The organism is Thermogemmatispora carboxidivorans (assembly GCF_000702505.1).
Classification (GTDB): Bacteria; Chloroflexota; Ktedonobacteria; order Ktedonobacterales; family Ktedonobacteraceae; genus Thermogemmatispora; species Thermogemmatispora carboxidivorans.
This window is the reverse complement of sequence record NZ_JNIM01000001.1, coordinates 485,703-506,114: the sequence shown is the minus strand read 5'-3', so window position 1 is coordinate 506,114 and position 20,412 is coordinate 485,703. Positions and strand designations below refer to the sequence as shown.

At 59.8% G+C, this 20,412-nt stretch carries 14 protein-coding genes; 5 read left to right on the top strand and 9 right to left on the bottom strand.

The window, feature by feature from the left end:
• Window positions 1-45: 45 nt before the first annotated feature.
• A complete protein-coding gene (locus N688_RS01965; protein ID WP_052887718.1) occupies window positions 46-1,092 on the bottom strand; it encodes a lipid II:glycine glycyltransferase FemX in 1,047 nt (348 codons plus the stop codon).
• A 183-nt stretch (window positions 1,093-1,275) separates the two neighbouring features.
• On the opposite strand from N688_RS01965, the gene N688_RS01960 reads away from it, so the two are divergent.
• Together N688_RS01960 and N688_RS01955 are read left to right on the top strand one after the other, a co-directional pair.
• Entirely contained in the window at window positions 1,276-1,794 is a 519-nt protein-coding gene (locus N688_RS01960; RefSeq protein WP_337588097.1) for a potassium channel family protein, read from the top strand.
• 11 nt (window positions 1,795-1,805) lie between these two features.
• A complete protein-coding gene (locus tag N688_RS01955; RefSeq protein ID WP_052887716.1) occupies window positions 1,806-2,468 on the top strand; it encodes a potassium channel family protein in 663 nt (220 codons plus the stop codon).
• Window positions 2,469-2,495: 27 nt separating this feature from the next.
• Here N688_RS01955 and N688_RS01950 read toward each other — a convergent pair whose 3' ends face one another.
• From N688_RS01950 to N688_RS01930, 4 genes are all read right to left on the bottom strand, one after another.
• Window positions 2,496-3,926 (bottom strand): AI-2E family transporter, encoded by a 1,431-nt coding sequence (locus tag N688_RS01950; RefSeq protein WP_052887715.1) that lies wholly within the window; start codon window positions 3,924-3,926, stop codon window positions 2,496-2,498.
• Between the two features lie 967 nt (window positions 3,927-4,893).
• Window positions 4,894-5,742 carry an FG-GAP repeat domain-containing protein gene (locus N688_RS01940; RefSeq protein WP_052887713.1) on the bottom strand — a complete coding sequence of 283 codons (849 nt, stop codon included), beginning with the start codon at window positions 5,740-5,742 and terminating at the stop codon, window positions 4,894-4,896.
• Between the two features lie 182 nt (window positions 5,743-5,924).
• Entirely contained in the window at window positions 5,925-7,865 is a 1,941-nt protein-coding gene (locus N688_RS01935) for a serine/threonine-protein kinase (RefSeq protein ID WP_162179471.1), read from the bottom strand.
• A gap of 107 nt (window positions 7,866-7,972) precedes the next feature.
• The gene (locus N688_RS01930) at window positions 7,973-10,033 is read right to left on the bottom strand and encodes a DUF790 family protein (RefSeq protein ID WP_052887711.1); all 2,061 of its coding nucleotides are present in this window, start codon (window positions 10,031-10,033) and stop codon (window positions 7,973-7,975) included.
• 515 nt (window positions 10,034-10,548) lie between these two features.
• Here N688_RS01930 and N688_RS01925 point away from each other — a divergent pair.
• Window positions 10,549-12,774 carry a serine/threonine-protein kinase gene (locus N688_RS01925; RefSeq protein ID WP_052887710.1) on the top strand — a complete coding sequence of 742 codons (2,226 nt, stop codon included), beginning with the start codon at window positions 10,549-10,551 and terminating at the stop codon, window positions 12,772-12,774.
• 112 nt (window positions 12,775-12,886) lie between these two features.
• Here N688_RS01925 and N688_RS01920 read toward each other — a convergent pair whose 3' ends face one another.
• From N688_RS01920 to rnc, 4 genes are all read right to left on the bottom strand, one after another.
• The gene (locus N688_RS01920) at window positions 12,887-14,302 is read right to left on the bottom strand and encodes a DEAD/DEAH box helicase (RefSeq protein WP_052887709.1); all 1,416 of its coding nucleotides are present in this window, start codon (window positions 14,300-14,302) and stop codon (window positions 12,887-12,889) included.
• Window positions 14,303-14,404: 102 nt separating this feature from the next.
• A complete protein-coding gene (gene meaB / locus N688_RS01915; RefSeq protein ID WP_202901818.1) occupies window positions 14,405-15,367 on the bottom strand; it encodes a methylmalonyl Co-A mutase-associated GTPase MeaB in 963 nt (320 codons plus the stop codon).
• A gap of 7 nt (window positions 15,368-15,374) precedes the next feature.
• A complete protein-coding gene (locus N688_RS01910; RefSeq protein ID WP_052887708.1) occupies window positions 15,375-15,797 on the bottom strand; it encodes a cobalamin B12-binding domain-containing protein in 423 nt (140 codons plus the stop codon).
• 333 nt (window positions 15,798-16,130) lie between these two features.
• Window positions 16,131-16,853 carry a ribonuclease III gene (gene rnc, locus N688_RS01905; RefSeq protein WP_052887707.1) on the bottom strand — a complete coding sequence of 241 codons (723 nt, stop codon included), beginning with the start codon at window positions 16,851-16,853 and terminating at the stop codon, window positions 16,131-16,133.
• A gap of 280 nt (window positions 16,854-17,133) precedes the next feature.
• On the opposite strand from rnc, the gene N688_RS01900 reads away from it, so the two are divergent.
• Together N688_RS01900 and N688_RS01895 are read left to right on the top strand one after the other, a co-directional pair.
• A complete protein-coding gene (locus N688_RS01900; protein ID WP_162179470.1) occupies window positions 17,134-19,143 on the top strand; it encodes a copper resistance CopC/CopD family protein in 2,010 nt (669 codons plus the stop codon).
• A gap of 17 nt (window positions 19,144-19,160) precedes the next feature.
• Entirely contained in the window at window positions 19,161-20,354 is a 1,194-nt protein-coding gene (locus tag N688_RS01895; RefSeq protein WP_156025247.1) for a WD40/YVTN/BNR-like repeat-containing protein, read from the top strand.
• Window positions 20,355-20,412: the final 58 nt, after the last annotated feature.

The window sequence follows — 20,412 nt, the reverse complement described above, 5'->3', positions numbered from 1 at the left end:
GGCGGAGAAGAGCATGGGGAGCAGGTGGAGAGGGCGCACGCCTCTCTAGAGAGCAAGACGTTCGCCAAGCAGGCGTCGCGCCAGGTTCATACTGAGTGGACGATACACAGACTCGTAACCGCCGATGAAGCGGACTACCTGGCCACCCCAGCCGCGCTTGAAACGGTAAACCCCTGCCAGCGGTTCATGTTCGTCTTCCGTTGCAGGAATCCCCCACAGATCGTAGCGGAGTGCGCCGGCTGCGCGTGCGCGGCGCATTGCTTCCCACTGGAGCAAATAATTGGGCATCAGCTGGCGCAGCTCGTTGCTGGAGGCCCCATAGAGATAGACGGCTTCGCGTCCCATGCGCCCCACGAAGATCCCCGCTAAGAGCTGCCCCTCATACTCGGCCAGCAGTAAATCGAGCTGGTTGCGGGGAGCGAGAATCAGCCAGGCGTGCTCATAGTACTCGTAATGGTGGATACCAAAGCCATCGCGCGCCGCAGTAATCTTCAATAGCTCATACCAGGCGCGCACATCTTCAAGGGTCTGAGCCTCGCGTACCCTGACGCCTCGTCGGGCAGCCAGGCGCAGATTATAGCGCCACTTCTCCTTCATCCGCTTCAGGAGCGTCTCCTCATCGGCCTGTAGATCAACCATGACCGTGCGCAGAGGCTGGATGGTGCGCACAGGACGGAAGCCGGAAGTCAGCAGGCGGCGGGAGACCGCCTCTCCCAGCGCGGTGCCTTCCTGGAGCGGTGGCTCCAGGCGCAGGGCTAAGGCTCCACGCCGGCGCAGCAGGCGATGGAGAGCCGTCCAGAAAGCAGAGCAGCTTTCCTCGTGAGACCAGTCGAGCACCGGGCCGCGAGGAATGTAAGCCAGATGACCGCACCAGTATGGCACCTGGGACGCCCCTCGACAGAGGACCTGAGCAGCGGCCAGCATGCGCCCCGTCGCTCGCTCACAGAGCGCCAGACGCAGCGGGCGCCAGCCCGCCTCGGCCTTGAGCTCACCCCAGCCCCAGCTCTGCAGCAGATGGCCATCGTGTTGCTCTAGAAAGCTATCCCAGACCCGGCGCTCGTCAATCGTCTTCAAGATATAGCCTTGCTTCATGGGCCTTATTGTATCATGCCCAGCCTTTTCGACAAGAGAGAAACCCGCCCAGGGAGGAGGGGGCTGACGGTCCGGTCAGGAAGCCCGGTCAGGGGGAGCGTACGGACTGGCACAGCAATGATATAATATCGTCTGGCGGGTTTCCCCGCTATGCACATCTGTCCACAAGCGGAGAGGTGAAGCATCGGTCAGTCAGCAAGTCAAGGCTGGTACTACTGGCGGGAGGGACGCCAGCCCTCACCGCAGATCAGGAGGCAACAGGTGAAAATAGTGATCCTCGGCTGTGGCCGCGTTGGCGCAACGCTGGCCAATATGATGGATCGCGCGGGTCACCAGGTCTCGGTCATCGACTATAGCAGCGAAGCCTTTCAGCGTCTTGACCCCGACTTCAAGGGCGAGACTATCCTGGGCAATGGGGTCGATGAGGACATCCTGATCCGCGCTGGTATCAAGGATGCCGACGCCTTCGCGGCGGTCACGAATGGCGATAATCGCAACATCATGGCGAGCCAGATCGCCAAGGAAATCTTCCATGTCAAAAAGGTCGTCTGCCGTATTTACGACCCGATTCGGGAGCGCACCTATCACGAGCTGGGACTGGAGACCTTCTGTCCTACGACGATAGGGGCGCAGATGCTGGCTGAGGCCCTCCTCGGTGAGCCTGCAGCAGCAAAAGCAGCGCAACAAGACGAGAAACAATAGAGGATAGCTCTATGTATATCATCATTGGAGGCGGTGGCGACATCGGCTACTACCTCACCAAAACGCTCCTGAACCAGGGACATGAGGTTCTGCTCCTTGAGAAGGATGCCACGCGCTACCAGGCGCTGAGCGAAGAGCTGGGAGAAGCCGTCGTGCGTGGCGACGCCTGCGAAGCACGCGTCATGGAAGATGCCGGCGTTAAGCGCGCGGATGTGGTCATCGCCGTCACCGGTGAAGACGACGACAACCTGGTCATCTGCCAGATGGCCAAGCGACGCTTTAACGTTAATCGCACCATCGCCCGGCTCAACAACCCGAAACACGAAAAGATCTTTCAGAAGCTCGGCATCGATATCACCGTCAGCCCAACCAAGGCGATTCTCTCGCTCATCGAGGCAGAGATACCAACCACACGCTTTGTACCGCTCATGAAGCTACGCAGGGCGGGCCTGGACTTCGTCGAACTGCGCATTCCCGCGGAGTCGCCCACGATCGGCAAGACCCTACGCGAGATCAACCTGCCGCGCAATAGCAACCTGGCCCTGATCGTGCGGAATAACCAGCCCATTATCCCCAACGCCGACACTGTGATCGAGGAAGATGACGAGATCTTCGCACTGGTGAGTCCAGAAGGTGAGGACGCCATTCGCAAAGCTTTTGGAGCACTTGGCTAAAGCTGCCTGTCTGTCTGCTTGCCCCTGTCAGCGTTCGACGGGCTCATCCTGCTCCTGTTGCTCACCCTGAACAACCGTGTGGCGCTGTTCCTGCGGCTCTGGGAAGGGGCGCAGAAGGTCGAGTTGCTCGATCTTCTCCTCCAGATCGATCCCCTTCTTGATAGCCGGAGCGGCGCTGACACGGTTCATCCCTCGCTCAAGTATCCCCCCGGTTGTTCTGGGCAGGCTTTGCGTGGCCTTGGCTTCGCCAGTCAGGCCCGGCTGCTGCTGAGTACGGCGCCGGCGTAAGACCCACGGCTGACGACGCGGGGTCAAGATCTGCTCGGCGCTCTCCCCTTTCACCAGGGAGCGGTAGATGCTGGTTACCACCACCCAGGCGGCGGCGACAATAGGAGTAGCGATCAGGGCCCCGAAGGCTCCAAAGAGTTGGGCGCCGATGATCAAGGCCAGGATCGAGGCTACCGGGTGCAGTCCCACAGCATGCCCCACGATGCGCGGACCCAGCACATTGCTTTCGACAATTTGAATGATCACGAAGTAGCCGATGACCACAAAGGTGCGCGGAAACGGCTCGGGCAAGAGGAGGGAGATGGCCACCGCCGGCAATGAGGCCAGGGCTGGGCCGACCATAGGAATGGTTTCAAAGAGAAAGGCCAGGGCCCCCACAATCAAGGCGTAGTCCCTGAGTCCCAGCCAGGGGGTGGCGCAACCCAGGCCCGCCAGTACTCCAATGATGACTGCCAGCGTTAACTGACCGCGAATATAGTTCCCGACAACACGATTGAGGGCATCTTCGAAGAGGAGAAAGTGAGGAAGCGAGCGCCTCGGCACTATTTTGAAAAGGCTGTCCCGGATACGTTTGCCATCCAGGGTCAGGTAAAAGCTGAGGACAGTCACCAGGACCACATTGACGATGAGGTCGGTGAGGGTGAAGAGAAAGCCGACAATGTTGTTGACGAGCGAACGCGCGAAGTCGGTCGCCTGCATCTCGATCTGCGTCAGGACACTGTCGATCTTTTCTTGCGGAATGCCCTGGTCAACAAGGAATTTTTGCAGCTTTGCCGAAAGCTCAGGGAGCTGATAGGCATAATTTTGGATGGTCACCGAGAAGGTCTGAGCCTGACGAATGAGGGCAAATAGCAAGGCGTAGAAGAGACTCCCAACCACCACCAGGACCACCGCGTAGACGAGGAGCGTGGCTAGCGAGCGGGGCAGACCAGAGCGCTGGAGCCTGTCAACAAAAGGCGAAACCAGAAAAGCTATGGCCATCGCCAGCAGAAGCAGGACCAGCGCATGCAGAAAGAGGCCGGAAATACTCCATCCTAACCAGCCCAGAATACAGATGCAGACAATGCTGATGAGAACATCACGAACACGTTGCCAGTTGACACGCTCCATACACTCCCTCCTTACCAGGCTCAGCAAGCGCTGGCTGAAGCGATCTTCCACCGGAATCATCCGCTTCTATTATGCTCCTCTCCCGATGGGAAGGCAAGCAGGGAGGGGGAGACTTCATCGGGCTTGATTGAGCAGCCACCCATCAAGGCCGCGCTTTTCTCCAGGGCTATCTTACTAGAGAGAACCTGCTCGTCTGCCATGTGAGTTGGTACAGAGGCCAACCAGGCCATGACTTTTCGTGCAGGTCAAGGACTGACCTGTTCTCCTTTATCAGGAGCATGGGTCCGATGATGTCCGCTAACCCCGTCAGACATTGAGGGGAGAAAATTCCTCTCCTCCAACGTAACTTTTTAGGACAGGATACGTTTGTAAACCTTGGGGAGTCTGTACGGTCGGTTGCTTCTCTAGAGTCTATCAGCCAGAAGGGAGAAGAAGGTATAACGCTCGACAGAGCGAGGCCAGCTTGTCTCTACCCTTTTGAGACCCTCGCAGTGCAGCCAGCGACTACAGCGGTACCTTGGTCTAGCCATCGTTAAGCTGTCGTCTGGTTATCGTCTACGTCAATGTCAGCCTATCCAAATTTCTAAGGGATGTGCCCATGAGCGGTCTCGCTATTCTGCTAAGCCAAACTATTATATATTGGACACTTCTGATACTACTCATTTCTTGGATAATCATCTTCGCTGTTCTCGCATTACGTCCAGAGCCGTCCATTAAAGAGGGGGCTGAAGAGCGTGTCTACTCCCTCACAGCTGCCGCAGAAGTCAGCGTTGTGCCCGAGTTCCAGCTCTCAGGTCAGCAGCGTCAACAGCCACCAGTGCTGCAAACCGCGGGAGTAGCTGCTCAATCGGAGCGCGACAGCTGAGTCTGAGCGTGCCTGCTCTGCCAAGGGGTCAGCCAGGAGCAAAGCAGCGCCAGGTAGGCCGTTGTTGCCTCCCGGGCCGGGGGAGAGGGTGCTGGCCCCGGCCAGCTCTCTCCCGGTGAGAGGCTGTGAACCCCACTCCAGGGCCGAGAAGGCGCTTTCGTCTCAGGGGGAGGTGAACCTGAGCGGCTCGCCAGGTCGAGCGGGGCGGAAGGAACCATTCTCGTTGATGAAGAAAAAGTGGCTGCCCTCGATGGTCACAACCATATCGGGTTTGCCATCGCCGTTGACATCCTGGAAGCCGAGCGTCACCGGTGCCAGATCCTGCCCAGGCCCGACCAGTACTGGCCCTACGTAGATGCGGGCCTTGGTGGCATCGCCGCCAGGAAATTCGATGACCTCCACATGGCGATTGAGATTCAAGGCGATAAAATGGCTTGGGTTCGCGGGAGAATCGCCATGCCCCACCACGGCATCGATCTGGAAGGTGCGCGGACGCCCATAGCGCCAGTCGTCGAGCATGGTCTGTCCCCAGCCGGCCAGGGCGCTCAGGACGACCCAGCCAATAACCATTGCCAGCCAGAAGAGACCCAGCCACACGAGCCAATGATGGCGCCTGGCGGCCTGCTGGGATGGCAGCACTGGCCGCAATGGCTCCTCAGTGCGCCGCTCGCGGGTCCGCTCCGATGCAGCGGGGGTCGGACCTCGTGCCGGCTGAGACTCGCTGGCCCGACGACGTGCTGGCCCGGGCGTTCTCACCTCACTTTGACGTTGAGCAGCGCCACGCCGGGCGCTGACAAGACTGCTCTCCGGTAGGGCATCGGCGTGGGCCCGTCCAACCTCGGTCTTTACATCGACCAGGGCCTGATAACGACGCACCACGCTGGTGGGACGTGCCTCCCTCCAGGAGGCTTCATCTTCCTCGTGATCTTTGCTCGCCAGTTCGTCATCGCTACGCGGGAGCCGACGCAGAGGGAGAGCCTCCGCTTCTCGCCGAAGATGGCTCGGGTTCAAACTGTCACCTGCTTCCTTTCTTACGCTTAGGCTTTGGGGCCGAATTAGAAATTTTGTTCTAGTTTTGAGGGACAGTATACCTGACGGCGCCCTCTTCGTCAAGCTACGCTTTTCAATGCTGAGGGTCTGATGGCCAGCGCTCAACTCACTGGAGATGGGCCACGCCACCAGTCTGGTCGGCCTTAAGGGCTGCCCGGAGTTGTGCGCAGGTAGAGATAGGCATCGAGTAAGCCGCGCAAGGAGCCGATCAGGGCCAGCAGACCTGCCCAGAGAAGCAGGGCGATCCAGGGGGGATTAAACTGGACAAAGAACCAGCTCTGTCTGGCAACGAGTAGTCCCCAGACAGAGGCGAGCAGGAAGGCCGCCAGAAACATGAAGAGGCCAGCACAGGCACTGGTGCGTATGAAGGAGGCCGTGGAGAGCTTGCGCGTCTCTATGGCTACTACCGCGCCTGGCGTTGGGGCAGCCACAAGGGCTATGAACAATAAGCCGAGCATATTAAGCAGATGAGAGGCAAAGAGGTGCTGAGCCGAGGTAGCTAGCGTCAGGATCAGGATGATGGTGAGGGGCAGCAGGCCGGTGAGAGCTGCCTCGGCAGCGGCACGCCAGTGAACGGGCGCGACTTCGACCTGATCATGGGCCACATCGACTTGCCCTAGCTGACGCACAGCGTAGATGTTGCTGCCTAAAAGCAGGATATAGGCCAGCAGCGGCAGCCAGGGAGCAGCGGCATCAGTCAGGCCAACCAACAGCGTGGCGCCGGCCAGGGCCACCAGAGAGGATGCACAGGTGCGGTAGATGGCACCTCTGACATTGCGCAGAGAGGAGCGGGTCACGCCGCAGAATCCGAGAGCGGCGAGGGTTAGCAGATTGACGCCCGTGGACAGCAAGACTCCGAGATCAGCCAGCAGCACGCCCTTGCCGCTGCTGAGCCCGTAGAGCAAGGCAAGAATTGGGAACTGAGCTACCAGAGCGATGAGGATCAGGCTATAGTAGAAGAGCCGCCGCCCCTCGTGGAAGATCGGGGCCGGCTCCGTCTCCTCGTCCGGCGATACAGGCGGCGTGAGCTGCTCCTGAACTTGCTGCTGCGAAGGCCATTCCCAGGGCCGTGGTCCTTGCTGCCAGGGAGCGCGCCCTTCTGGGGAGACGCCTCCCGCCCGGCCTTTCGGCCCTGCTCCGACAACCTCGCTCACTGCCTCCCTCACCGGCTCGGCAACGGTTAAGTCACTATTGTCAGCATTGCCGCTGATGCGCAATACGCCCGAAGCGGGGGTAGGCAAAGCCCCAAGCACGGCGCTGCGCAGGGCGGCAGCCAGCTCTAGCGCGCTCTGATAGCGATCTTCGGGACGCTTGGCCAGGGCCTTGAGAACGACCTCTTCGACTGCCGGTGGCAGGTCGGGCCGCTTCTTGCTCGGCAAGGGGACAGGCTCGCTCAGATGCTTGTTCATGACGATGAAAGGCGTGGTACCGGTAAAGGGCACGTCCCCGGTCAAGAGTTCGTAGAGCACAACCCCCATTGAATAGATGTCGGAGCGCTGATCAACCTCACTGGTGCTGACCTGCTCGGGCGAGGCATACTCAACAGTGCCCAGGAAGTCACCAATAGCGGTCAAGGCTGGCAAGGTCTCCAGACGCACAATGCCGAAGTCGCTCAAGAGTAAGCGCCCGTCGAGGTGGAAGAGCAAATTTGCGGGTTTGACATCGCGGTGGACGATGCCAAAGTTGTGGGCATAGTTGAGAGCATCCGCGAGCTGGCTCATGTAGCTGACGATGATGCGCAGGTCAAAGTGGCGGCCTTCACGCTTCATTTCATCGATGCGGTCGCGCAATGTCCCCCCACGCATGTAGGGCATAACCAGATAAGTTAGTCTTTCATTGCCAACGAGAGCTTCATCATATTCATAGATAGGAAGAATATTTTTGTGCTCTAGACGAGCAACAGTGTCAGCTTCTCGACGAAAGCGCTCTAAGAAATTGCGTTGCTCTTCGGGGTCGTAGCTGAGGGAAGGAATCAGCACCTTGACGGCAACTGTGCGTACAGGCCGCGATTGCTGAGCCAGAAAAACAGCTCCCATGCCGCCACGTCCAATGATCCGCTCTAGTGTACATGTGCCAAGTGTCACGCCTAGAAGCTCATTGACGTCCATTCTCTATCCTTAGGAAGCAATTCCCTTGTTGTTTTTACTACCCAGCAAGCAGAGAAAGAGATGGTGGCGCTGCTGTGCCCTGCTCAGGCCCAGAGATCAGGCTGCGCGATGTCTTGAGAGGTGCAAGCGCGCGAGCGGCGCTCTTGCTCGCCCCGGCTTCCGGAGCCAGGACGCGGCTTGCCTTCTCGCACGGGCCGTCCCCTTGTCACAACGGCGACCGATGGCGATTCCCTCCCCGTGCTGCTGGTTTCGGTCGTGGTTGTGCTCCCCATACCGCTATAGGTGATCTGCGTCTCAAAGATGGAATTGTGCTCAATGCTCACTCCTTCGAGCTGCTCAAGCAGGGCTTCCAGAGCTGCATCATCACAGCTTGTCAGGCATGGCCATTGCCGGCGTAGCTCAGCCACTACAGCGCTCCAGGCCGCTGTGCCACGTTCTTCTATCCACTTTACGAATGAGACGGCAAAGCGTTCAAACCACACTCGCGTATAGAGACCGACGCCGGGAAGAAAGCGAATGCTCTGATCACTCAAGGCCGCTGCTGCCTGCTCCAGTTCGGTCCTCCGGTAGCAGTGCAGCAACGTATAGCAGTCACGCTCAGCAATGAAGTTCTCCTGGCGAATCTGCTGCCGGATCGCCTCGCGGTCAAGGAGGGCCAGGCGCCTGGAGAAGTCATCGTAACGGCTGCGGAGCAGATGCAGGAGATCGCTCAGGGCCACCTGGCCATCATAGGCCACGATGGGAAAGGCCCCTTCCAGGGCAGCGAAGGCTGTCCGCGCCTCGCGAGGTACGAGAAGAATAATATCGTTACGCCCTCGCAATTGCTGCAATTTCTGTATTTTACGTTCTCGATAGGCGGGTGTCCAGAAACCCAGGATCTCGAGATAGAGGCGTTGCTGCCCTCGTGAAAGGGCGAAATCGGGGATGAAGATGCCCTCTCGCAGCAGGATTGGCTCAGGTTCGCGCTCCAGATACCAGCCCTCCAGTCCCTGACCAGGGCTGCGTTCGAGTGCCTGAAAGGCAGCGGCAAAGGCGCTTTCCAGCTCGCTATCAAAGAGAGCTTCGTCCCCTTTCGCTGACCGTCCCGTCTCTTCCTCTCCCGGCAAGGTGAGCAGGGAGAGCAGTGCAGGGTCCAGGGGCAGGAGATAGGCCCGTTCCCCCAGATAGACCTGGGCCTCGGCTGCCACGATGGCCCTACGCAGCCGTTGGCCGCTGCCGCTGCCGCTGCCGCGCCCTCGCTGTCGGCTGCCTGTATCTCCCGATCCAGCAGAAGGAGCGTACTCCAGGAGCAAGCGACAGAGACGCGCCAGCCGCTGCCCATACTGCTGAGGGAGGCCAGTCATTTCTTGGGGTCCATAACAGGTCAGGCGCAGACGCGGGGATTGGCTCCTCTCGGAGAACGGCAGAGGATCGCTCTCCAACTCATCGGCGTAGTCCAGATCATAATAGACGCCAAGACGGCGCGCCAGATAGCAGAAACGCTTGATGATCGCTCCCAGACCGACCGGCTCGGCAGCACGCAGCGCCTGAGAATCGAGGAGAAAGGTCACCTGAGCCGCGCTGTTGAGAGCGGCCTCAAAGAGAGCCTGGTTGTAATGGGCAATGATCAGCGCAGGCGGGGGAAGGCTTTCGCTTATCCGCACCAGGCAGGCTTCGTCTTCATTGTCAAGAGCGAGCAGTCGCTCTAGCTCGGGGAGCGAGAGAGAGAATCGCGCCGCAAAGGCCGTGAGAGCCGCTAAGCGCTCGCTGCCAGCTAGAAAACCATCGTAGCTGCTGTTGACGTAGTCGAAGAGTGCGAGACGGAGCTGAATGGAGGAGGAGATTCCCGCTTGCTGGAGAGCCACGAGCGCTGGCTCGCCGGCAGCAAGACGGCTCAGCTCGTCAGCCCAGGCCGGCTGTTGCCAGGTGTACCAGGCCCCAAGAACGGCAATCAGGCCATCGGCAAGACGGTAGTCACCAATACAGGCCCGGGCTTCATCCAGAGAAAAGGCACGCCGCGGCTGCCCACGCAGCCCTTCATAGTAAGCAAGGAGACGCGCGATCTCGGCGCGCAGCTCTCCCGGCTGTAGCCAGTGCAGCGCTAGATAACGCTCGCCACCACGACGATAGACCTGCTTCTTGACATCTTGTAGACTGAGACGCACACACGATCTCCCTGACTTCTCGCCCCCGTCGTTCTCTAACGGACAGAGGCATTATATCGCAAACAAGCGGCACTGCCTAGCAGTGACCTCCTCGCCCTCACCCGGCGAGTGAGCTGAGCTGCAGCCGCGCCAGTTGCGGGACCTTTCTCCCATCTGATGAGGGTATGACGGACATCGGGGGTTTTGCAGAGCAGGGGGCAATAAAATATCATTATGATCGATAACATTATTCTTACACAAAAGAATTTTGTCGTGAAGGTTGTAAAGAAGCTGACCCAGAGACATTGGTATGATCTCATTGCATGGTTGTCCCGCATCTGGTATAGTACTGACGGGAAGGCGATGGATGGGCATAGGGCTGGCTGGCGGCAACTCTCGCCCTCGGGCGCTCCGGTTGGGCAAGGAAGCAGCGCAGCGCTGTCCTCACAAAATGGGCGCTTGTCACCGTGTTCTGTGTAAGGGAGAGAGCATACACACTGTAGGACAACCACCATCCTGAACAGAGGGGGGTTGCTATGAGCACCATCCCGCGCCGCATTGGCAGATATGGATTACAGCAGCAACTGGGCAGTGGCAGCTTGGGCGAGGTCTGGATGGCCTACGACCTTGAGCGCAACCAGGTGGTAGCGCTCAAGCTGTTCCACAGCGATCTGCAGGCTGATCCCAACTTCCTGGCGCGCTTCCAGCAAGCTGGCCAGATGCTGAGCGCCCTGCATCACCCCAATATTGTGTCGCTGCTCGGCTTCGAGGTGCTCCGTGTGCCGGAGACCAACAGTACAACGGCCTGTATGGCCCTGGAGTATGTCGAAGGGGAGACGCTGGCCGATTATATTCAGCATACCCTGCGCAAGGGCTTTTTTCCTCCTATTTCTGCCCTTGTTTATCTTTTCAAAGCGCTTGGGGCCGCTCTTGATCACGCTCACCAGCAGGGTGTTATTCATGGCGGTTTGAAACCCTCCAATATTCTGTTGGATCAGCGCCATGCTTTGCATAGCAAGATTGGCGAGCCGCGCATTACAGATTTCGGCCTCGCTACGCTATTCAAAGGGGCGAGCAGCTTGCAGAGCGCTCTCTATATCTCGCCCGAGCAGGCTCGTGGTCAGCCCCCCACTGAGCGCAGCGATATTTACTCGCTCGGCGTCATCCTGTACGAGCTGTGCACCGGGGTGCAGCCTTTCCGCAGCGAGAGTGCCGTCGCGCTGATGATGCAACATATTAATGTGCTGCCGACTCCGCCGATCTTGATTAATGCGAGCATTCCGCCAGGGCTTTCAGAGGTGATTCTGCGAGCGATCGCTAAGGACCCGGCAACGCGCTTCCGCAGTGCTTCAGCGCTGGCTGAGGCGGTCGCTGAAGCCTGTGCGGCCCTCCCCACGGGTCAGCTTTCGCTGGGTGAGGAGTTGCTCCGCGATGGTCACGGTCCCGAGGAGACCCCCAGCACTCTCTCTGGTCCGCTGCCCGCCGCCACCGCCCAGACGACACGGCGCATTCCGGTGGTTACCCCAGCGAGCGGCGTGGCCCCCAGTCCCAGTACGCCTTTGCCGGCCCCTGTTCCCGCTCGCTTGCCTCAGCCTCTCCCACCCGCACCTCCGGCGCCGGCATTGCCTCCCGCGACCACGGCGGTACTGCCTGCTGTCCCAGCCCGCGGACGCGGGAAGGAGTTTCCTCTTAGCTACGCTATTATCAGTGGGGTTGTTCTCTGTATCATTATTTTGGGTGCCAGTGTCGCCAGCCTCTGGCCCCGTCAAAATCAGCCGAGCAGCCAGCCAGCGGCGACGCCGAGCGTTCCCGGTTATGTCTTCTTCCAGGACGACGCGCTGGGACACGCCGATGTGCTCCGTATCGATCTCTCTGGCTTGCCCACGCCAGCGGCCAACCAGGCTTACTACGCCTGGATGCAGGCCAGCGGCACCCGCATCGTTCCCCTTGGCAAGCTAACCCTCAGTAACGGCAAGGCAAGCCTCGTCTACCCAGGCGATGCCCAGCATACGAACCTGCTTTCGCAGGCTGTGGGCTTCTTCATCACCCTGGAGGATGGCCAGCAACAGCCCCAGGCCCCCAGTGGGTCCAGGCTTTACGCCGGCAATCTGAATAGCGCCGCCCTCCCCTACCTGCAGCACTTGCTCTATATGGCCCCGGGCCTGCCCGAGAAGGTGGGCATCGCTGTGGCAATGTTCGAGACGATCAAGTCCATCAATGAGAAGGCCGGCAGCATCGTCGATGATTTGCAAGGTCCCCACGACTACGGCCTGGCCTGGCGTCAGGCTAATCGCATTATTACTATGATCGACGGCAGCGATTACGCTCGCAGTAGCGGCGATCTTCCTGCTGATCAGCCCACGCTGCTCCAGGTTCCGATCGGCCTCATTTCTTCGCCTTCTACTCAGGGTTACCTGGATATGATGACCAGCGAGATCAGCCACCTGCAGGAGATCGCTGGTCAGAATAGCACAATGCTGCAGCATATCCAGCATATCAATAATGCTTTGAGCGATCTGCGCCAGTGGGTGGCCAATATGCGTACTTACAGTGCTAAGCTCGCTCAGACACCTTTGCAGCAAATGGGAAGTCAAAGCGCCCTTGACCTGGCGCTGCAGCTGAAGAAGGCCGCCGCCGATTCCTATACGGGACGGGTGATTCCGCCCAACGATCAGCCTACTCTGGATCAGGGTTCGGCAGGGATGTATCAAGCCTACGTCGAGTGCCAGTATCTGGCCGCCGTCCCGCTGCAAAAGGTCTAAACTCAATCCCAATCGGTGGAGGGCAGGCCAGCCGTTCTCTCTCTCCAGGCCGGGAGCGCCCTGCTAACGGCGCCCGAGGCGAAAGAGAGGTCAGAGAGGCTGATCCTCGGCACTAGGATGACTGACGCCGCCGGCGGGCAATTTCCTCTTCGGTCGTGCCGCTGGTGACCAGCTCATAGAGGATGGCCTGCCCTTCTTTGGGGCGCAGAACGCGCCCCAGGCGCTGGATATATTCGCGTCTGGTGCTGTTCCCACTGACAATGATGGCAACACGGCAGTCAGGAAGGTCCACTCCCTCATTGAGGACGCGCCCAGTCACGAGCTTGGTGTATTGCCCTCGGCGGAAGCGTTCCAGAACGAGCTGACGCTCCTCGGCGGCAGTCTTGTAGGTGACGCTGGGCAGACAGAAACGTCGGCTGATCTCTTCAACAACCTGGTTGTATTCGGAGAAGAGAATGACCTGGTCACAGGCGTGGCGCTTGAGCAATTGCTCGATTTGCTCATATTTCGCGGCGGCGTTGAGGGCGATGTGACGCGCTTCCCGCCAGGCGCGCATGGCCGCCCGGGCTTCTTTGTCGCGCGCACTGAGAAAGATCAGCTTCTGCTGGAAATCCTCCGGTGAGCGGATGGCAATTCTGCGACGGCGCAGGAAGGAGCGATAGATCGCTCGCTGCTCGTCATAGCGCTGCTGGTCTTCGGGAGGGAGCATTACCTCGATACGGATCTCCCGATATTGGGCCAGATAGCGACCCTCGGTTAGCTCTGCCGGACCGCGTCGGTAGACCTCGGGGCCGATGAGTTCCTCCAGCTCCAGGTGAGCCATGTCGCTGCGTTCGGGGGTGGCACTGAGGCCAAGACGGTGCGGTGTAAAAGCGCTGAGCGCGATCTGACGATAAGTCGGCGCTGGCAGATGGTGGCACTCGTCGAAGACGAGTAATCCGAAGCGCCGCAGCTCCAGGGGATAGAGAGCCGCGGAGTCATAGGTGATGACGGTGATCGGTTGCAGGTCCTTGTCACCGCCCCCAAAAAGCCCGATCTGCTCCGGCGCCAGTTGCAGCATGGAGGCCAGGGCCAGTCGCCACTGTTGCAGCAGGTCAATGGTGGGGACCACGACGAGCGTCCACAGCTGCAGGGTATGCAAGGCCAGAGCCGCTACGACCGTTTTACCGGCACCGGTCGGCAGGACGACAACGCCCGCTCCCTGGGCCGCCAGCCAGCACTCCAGAGCCTCTTGCTGATAGGGTCGCGCTTCTACCGCCGGAACTGAGACAAAGGGTAGAGCCGGACGCTCGTCGAAAACGACCTGAAAAGGGGTTCCCTGCTGACTTAAAGCTTGCTTGATGGCAGTGAAATGGATAGGAAGCGTGCGCAAGAAGCCATGACGACGATCACGCCCGAGCTGTGCCGCAACCCGCTCCGGCAGGTGCGACCCAAAGAGGCGCTCCCGCAGCTCCTCCATCGACAAGGCACTCCAGTTGGCAGGAGGCAGCAAGACAAGATCGCGTCCGCGTAGATCGATTACAATCATGCCTGCTCTTCTCCTCTCTTTTTCCTTGCTGCTTCTCCCATCTGAGGCCCCTGCCTCTTCCTTCCCCGCCACGGTGACCTGACCATCCGCCTGCTGCAGCGCTCAGCGCACCAGGCCAAGGCGCTCCTCTAGCTCGCGCGCAACACTATAGGGATCACGTGCTCGCTCGCTGATCTCGCTCAGCAGGCGCTGCCATTCATCAGGGCTGATTTCTTCTCCAAGATGCTGGAGCACCTTTTGTAGGATCAGCGCTTCGATTTCGCTACGGATCTGACGCTGGGCGCGCTGCTGGAGCAGGCCGCTCTCCTGCAGAAAGTGGCGATGACGCTCCAGAGCATCTACCAGCTGATCAATCCCTTCGCCTTTGAGGGCACTGGTCAGGACGATTGGAATGCGCCAGGCCGCCGTGCGCCGCTCGGGGGCCAGACTCAAGAGCATGGCCAGTTCGGCGGCAGTCTGGTTGGCACCCGGCTTATCTTTCTTGCTGACGACAAAGAGGTCGGCAATCTCCAAAATACCGGCCTTGAGGGCCTGGACCTCATCGCCGAGGCCAGGAGCGCAAACTACCATGACGCTATGGGCGGCGCGCATGATTTCAACCTCGGCCTGTCCAGTGCCGACGGTCTCAATGAGAATCGGGTCGTAACCGGCGGCGTCCATCGCGCGTACCACGTCGCGCGTTGCGGCAGAGAGGCCGCCCAGGCTTCCGCGACTGGCCATGCTGCGAATGAAGACGCCCGGATCACCCGCCAGCTCCATCATACGAATCCGGTCGCCAAGCAAAGCGCCACCAGAGAAAGGACTGGTGGGATCAACGGCGATGACAGCAACGCGCCGCTCGCGACGACGGAATTCTCGCGTGAGCTGCGTCACCAGGGTACTCTTGCCTACCCCTGGTGCCCCCGTGATGCCAATAATGTGAGCGCGCCCGGCGTGTCGATGCAGCTCAGCCAGAGAATCGCGCGTACCAGGCACCTCATTTTCGATGAGGGTCACCATACGAGCCAGCGCCCGCCGGTCGCCGCTCAGAAGACGTTCGATCAGATTCCGATGCTGGTTTTGCAAGCCGCACCTACACCTCTACCTGGAGACGCTCAGGATGGATATTCTCACGTACGAACTGAATGATTTGCTCAATGGGGGTTCCAGGCCCAAAACACCCCTTGATTCCCATTGCTTTGATCGCGGGGATGTCCTCGTCGGGCAAGATGCCCCCAGCGGCCACGAGGACATCGGTGACACCGTTCTGCTTCAGTAGCTCCATAATGCGGGGGAAGAGGGCCATGTGGGCGCCGGAGAGGATGCTCAAAAGAATGGCATCGACATCTTCCTGAATGGCAGCTTCCACAATCATCTCTGGTGTTTGCCGAATGCCCGTATAGATAACCTCCATGCCTGCGTCGCGCAGGGCACGGGCGATGACTTTCGCGCCACGGTCATGCCCATCCAGTCCTGGTTTGGCAACCAACACGCGAATGGGACGAGTTGTAGCCATAAAGGTGACTCCTTTGTCCAACCTCGCTGAGACCTGCACCTGTCCCCGCTACGGCCAGGCCGTCGGGCCGCAGAGCAGCAGAGGTAGCAGCTCAGGCTGCTCGCGCTCCGCCTGTGGCCATCCAGACCGAGGAGCAAGCCCCCGCGCCGTAGCGGAGGCCGCTCAGGACCAGGCCCCAGGTATGCTACTCACCTATCACCAATTGAGCACTACCATTCTACATCGGGCCGCCAGTCCCTGCAAGCTACCGCTTCTACATAGCTTGCCTGGCTGAGCGAGGCAGCCAGCCCCGGTCAATGAGCGCGGTGTCGCAAGCGTGGGGCAATGCCTGCTTCAGGCCGGGGTCTCGGGAGGCCTCTCTTGCTGGAGCGCACGAAGGGCATCGAGCGCTGCCAGACGCCCCGCTTCCTTGATGCTGGAAGCAGTGCCAACACCGAGTAACAGGTCATGCTCGAAGACCCCGACGGTGAAGGTGCGGTCATTACGACTGCCGCCCTCCTCCAGGACACGATAGCGGGGAAGGCAGCCGGAGCGCTGGAGAACGATATTTTGCAGGCGCCCTTTGGGATTGCTATTGAAGAGCTGCCTGTGCACATCTTTGACCACTGGTAGAATCCAACGGGCTACGAACTCACGGGCGATTTCCGGCCCCTGATCGATGTGAATGGCCCCGACCAGCGCCTCCAGCACATCGGTGCACAGGGAATCTCGCGAGCGTTCATTGAAGGTGCGCAGGCTAGCGGTATCAACCCGCACGAAATCAAAGAGGCCAAGCTGGCGTCCAATGCGCGAGAGCACCCGCCGGCTGACTACCTCCGACTTGAGCGAGGTCATTTCTCCTTCGGAGGCCTCCGGGAAGTTGCGATAAATATACTCCACGACGTGGGCGCTGATGATCGCATCACCGAGAAATTCTAGTGTGTCGTACGAGTCACGAATGGCTGTCTCAGGACAGCAAGAATGATGCGTCAGCGCGCGCTCCAGCAATCGTCGATCGTGAAAGGTAATCTGTAATCGGGCTTCGAGTTCTGCAAGATCGCTGGTGCTCTCCGTCATACAGTATTATTATAGCTTACCTGAGCCGCAGGCGTCGAGCCTCCCTCATGCAGATCGGCGCTTCCGGGCGGGTCCCGGCGCCGCAGCAACACCCCTTGTCTCTTGACACTCCGAGGTAATCATCGGACAATGGGAACTGACCAGGGGTTGTGAAGGTCTCTTTTCTTTCTCTTCGCCAGGATCTTTTCCGCGATGTTTGCGTATTCATAGAGTAGGTAGTAAGGAAAGGCCCAGCAAAGCCCATGATCATGCCTATACAGCCGAGGACAGGACAATGCTGATGAGCAAGGATTTGCGCCTCTCGGCCCGCTGGCATCTGACGACCGCAGCGGTACTTGTGGCTCTGGCCCTCTTCCTGTTCTTGCCCGGAACAGCTGAAGCTCACGCTGTGCTTTTGCGCTCCGATCCGTCGCAGGATGCCCTCTTGCGGACCGCTCCGACAGAGGTTCGCCTCTGGTTTAGCGAGGATCTGAATCCGACCCTGAGCAGTGCCGCCGTGGTCAATAGCCATAGCCAGCGTGTCGATAAAGGGGACGCACACGTTTCGTCCAGCGATCACCGTGAGCTTGATCTCGGCTTAAAAGCGAACCTGCCCCCCGACGTCTACGTGGTTGTCTGGCGCAGCGTCTCCAACGTCGATGGGCATGTCCTGCGCGGCTCGTTCCTCTTTACGATCGTCGAACCCAACGGGACGGTGCCCCATTTGAACGCGAACGCTCCCCCTCCCGGCCAGGATCTGCTCGGCGGCGGCAATACAAGCAGCCTCTATACGGGACAAATCGATGCCGTCGGCCTTTTCAATTTAGTCGCAGTGACCCTGAGCGAGTTGGGGGCCATTTTCTGGGTCGGCGCCCAGCTGTGGCGCTTTTTTGTGCTGGAGGCGGTGCCCACTGGCGAGAACAGCGACAACCCCGAGGCGCAGGCCATCGTAGAGGCCATGCCTTCACGTTTCAGCCGTCGCTTTGCTGTACCCACTCTGCTGCTGCTTCTGGTGGCCAACCTGGGCGTACTGGTCGGCCAGGCCCTCTTTCTGAGCAACGGTCAATGGAGCGGCGCCCTGGCGCCCTCTCTCTTGCTGAGTATGGTCACCAGCAGCCGCTTTGGCGCCTTCTGGTTGGGGCGCGAGGTGGTTATCCTGCTCGCTCTGGCAGTGGCGCTTTACCAGCTCCTGGCCCGTCGGCTTCCCTCTCCTTTCGAGCGCGCCTGCGCCTGGCTGAATCTCTTGCTCGGCCTGGCTCTCTTCGGAGCTATGACGCTCTCCAGCCACGCCGCTGCGGTGAGCAGCAACATCTTTCTCTTTTCAGTGTTGATTGACTGGCTGCACTTGCTTGGCTCGGCTTTCTGGATTGGTGGCATGTTCTATATTGTCACATGCTATCTACCTCTGCTAGAGCCGCAGGCCCCTCCACTGCGTGCGCAATCCTTAACAACAGTGCTGCCCTACTATTCTCCGTGGGCGATCGCCGGCGTGGTCTTGCTGACCGTCACCGGTCCCTTCAGCGCTTCGGTCCATTTGACCAGCCCTGCGGAACTGGTTACGACGGCCTACGGGCGGGCGTTGCTGATCAAGATTGTGCTGGTGGCCGCCTTGTTAGCGACCAGTGCTTTCCATGTGCTGCTCCTGCGTCCCCGCCTGAAAAAGGAATATGGCAAATATGCCTACGGCCTCGAACGCCTGGAGCAGAGCCAGGCGCATCCGATAGCGCAGCAGACCGAACAGACCGCCGAGACTTCAGAGGCCTCCATTCAACAGAGGCGCTGGATACGCCAGCTGAAGCTGCGAGAGAAGCGCCTGACCAGGCTGACTGGTCGCCTGACGACTGTGCTACGTTGGGAGCCGCTTCTTGGCGTGGGAGTGCTGATCTGCGTCGGCTTGATGAATATCTTCGCCGGGACTTTGACTCCTACTACGGCGCTCAATCAAACGGCTCCCACGGCCAGCTCTACCGCCACCCCGAAGCCTTTGACGACCAGCGCTACGACCAGCGACGGTCGCTTTACGGTGACGCTGACCATCTCGCCGAACCGCTTCGGCACCAATACCTTTACCGTCAAGGTGAGCGATCGCCAAACGCAGCGTCCCGCGACTCAGATCGGGGTAACACTTTACCTGAATATGCTCGATATGGATATGGGCACCGAGGTGTTGAACCTCCAGCCAGCCACCGACGGCAGCTTTAGCGGTCACGGTGACCTGACCATGAGCGGCGACTGGTTAGCTCGCGTCCAGGTCAGGACACTGGACAATAAGCTGCACGAGGCACAGATCAAGTTCTTTACTCCTTTCTAGCGAGGAAACGAAAGAGCATGGCCGTTGTATTGGTTGGATGGTATCGGGGCCGCTCCCAGCAAGAGAGAGGAGACACCGGGAGCGGCCCACGGCGGCGCCTGCCGAAGAATGTCGGGCCAATGGCGCTGGCTATCTTGCTGCTCATGCTGCTGCTGGCAGGCATGCTGGCCTGTAACCTGCCAGGCAGCGGCTCAGGCTCAGCGTCCTCAACCCCCACGGTCGTCACAGAAGGCAATGGTTTTGGAAGCTCCGCCAACCATGTCCATTCCTTGCTTGCTCTCCCGCCTCACGTCCTGCTTCTGGCCACCCATTATGGCCTCTTCCGCTCGGAAGATGGTGGCCAGCATTGGCAGGAGGTTGCTGGTGGCCAGGGGCAAATCATGGAGAACCTCATGACCTACTCGCTCACGGTCAGCTCTCTTGATCCCCAACACCTCTACGTGCTGACCTACCCCAGCGTGAGCAACGCTCGTGGCACGCCGGGCCTCTATATGAGCAAGGACCAGGGCAGGACCTGGCACCTGATGGTGAGCAATGCCAGTCTGACGCGGACCACTATTTTTCTGGCTGCCGCCGGCAACGACAGCCCCGACGAGGTCTATATCTATCTCTCGGAGCGTCAGGAGCATGGCTTGCTTGTCAGCCACGATAGCGGTAGCCATTTCCGCGAGGCCGGGACGTTGCCTTTCTCCGTGATCAGTGGCCTGCTGCCAGTCCCGGGAGCGCCAGGCCGCCTGCTGGTCTACAGCAGTGCGGGGATGGCCCTGAGTAGCGACGGTGGGGCCCACTGGCGCTTGATTGCCGGCATTAAAGGCGGTATCTTTGATGCTACTACTGCCGGCCCCAACCAGCCAATCTATGCCAGCGGCGACGCCGGCATGTATATCTCGCGCGACGGAGGCCGCACCTTTACGCCCACTACCCGCAGCGCGAGCGCACGCTCCTTCTTTCTCCTGACTTCTCTGGTCGCTGCACCCAGCAATCCGCACGTTCTCTACGGCGAAACTGCTACCAGCATTTACCGCAGCACCGATGACGGCCAGAGCTGGATCAGCCTGCCGACGATCCGTGGCAACTTGAGTGAGCTGGCAGTCGATCCGGCTGATCCGTTCCAGCTCTATCTGTCGCTCTCCTACCCAACGGCGGTCTACGTGCTCAGCGGCCAAGGAAATGGAGCGCACTGGCAGTCGCTGACCCCAGCCAGCACCTGATGAGCCTGATAGCTCACGGGCCAGCAATGGCTCAGCGCTCACTGGCCATTGCTGGCCT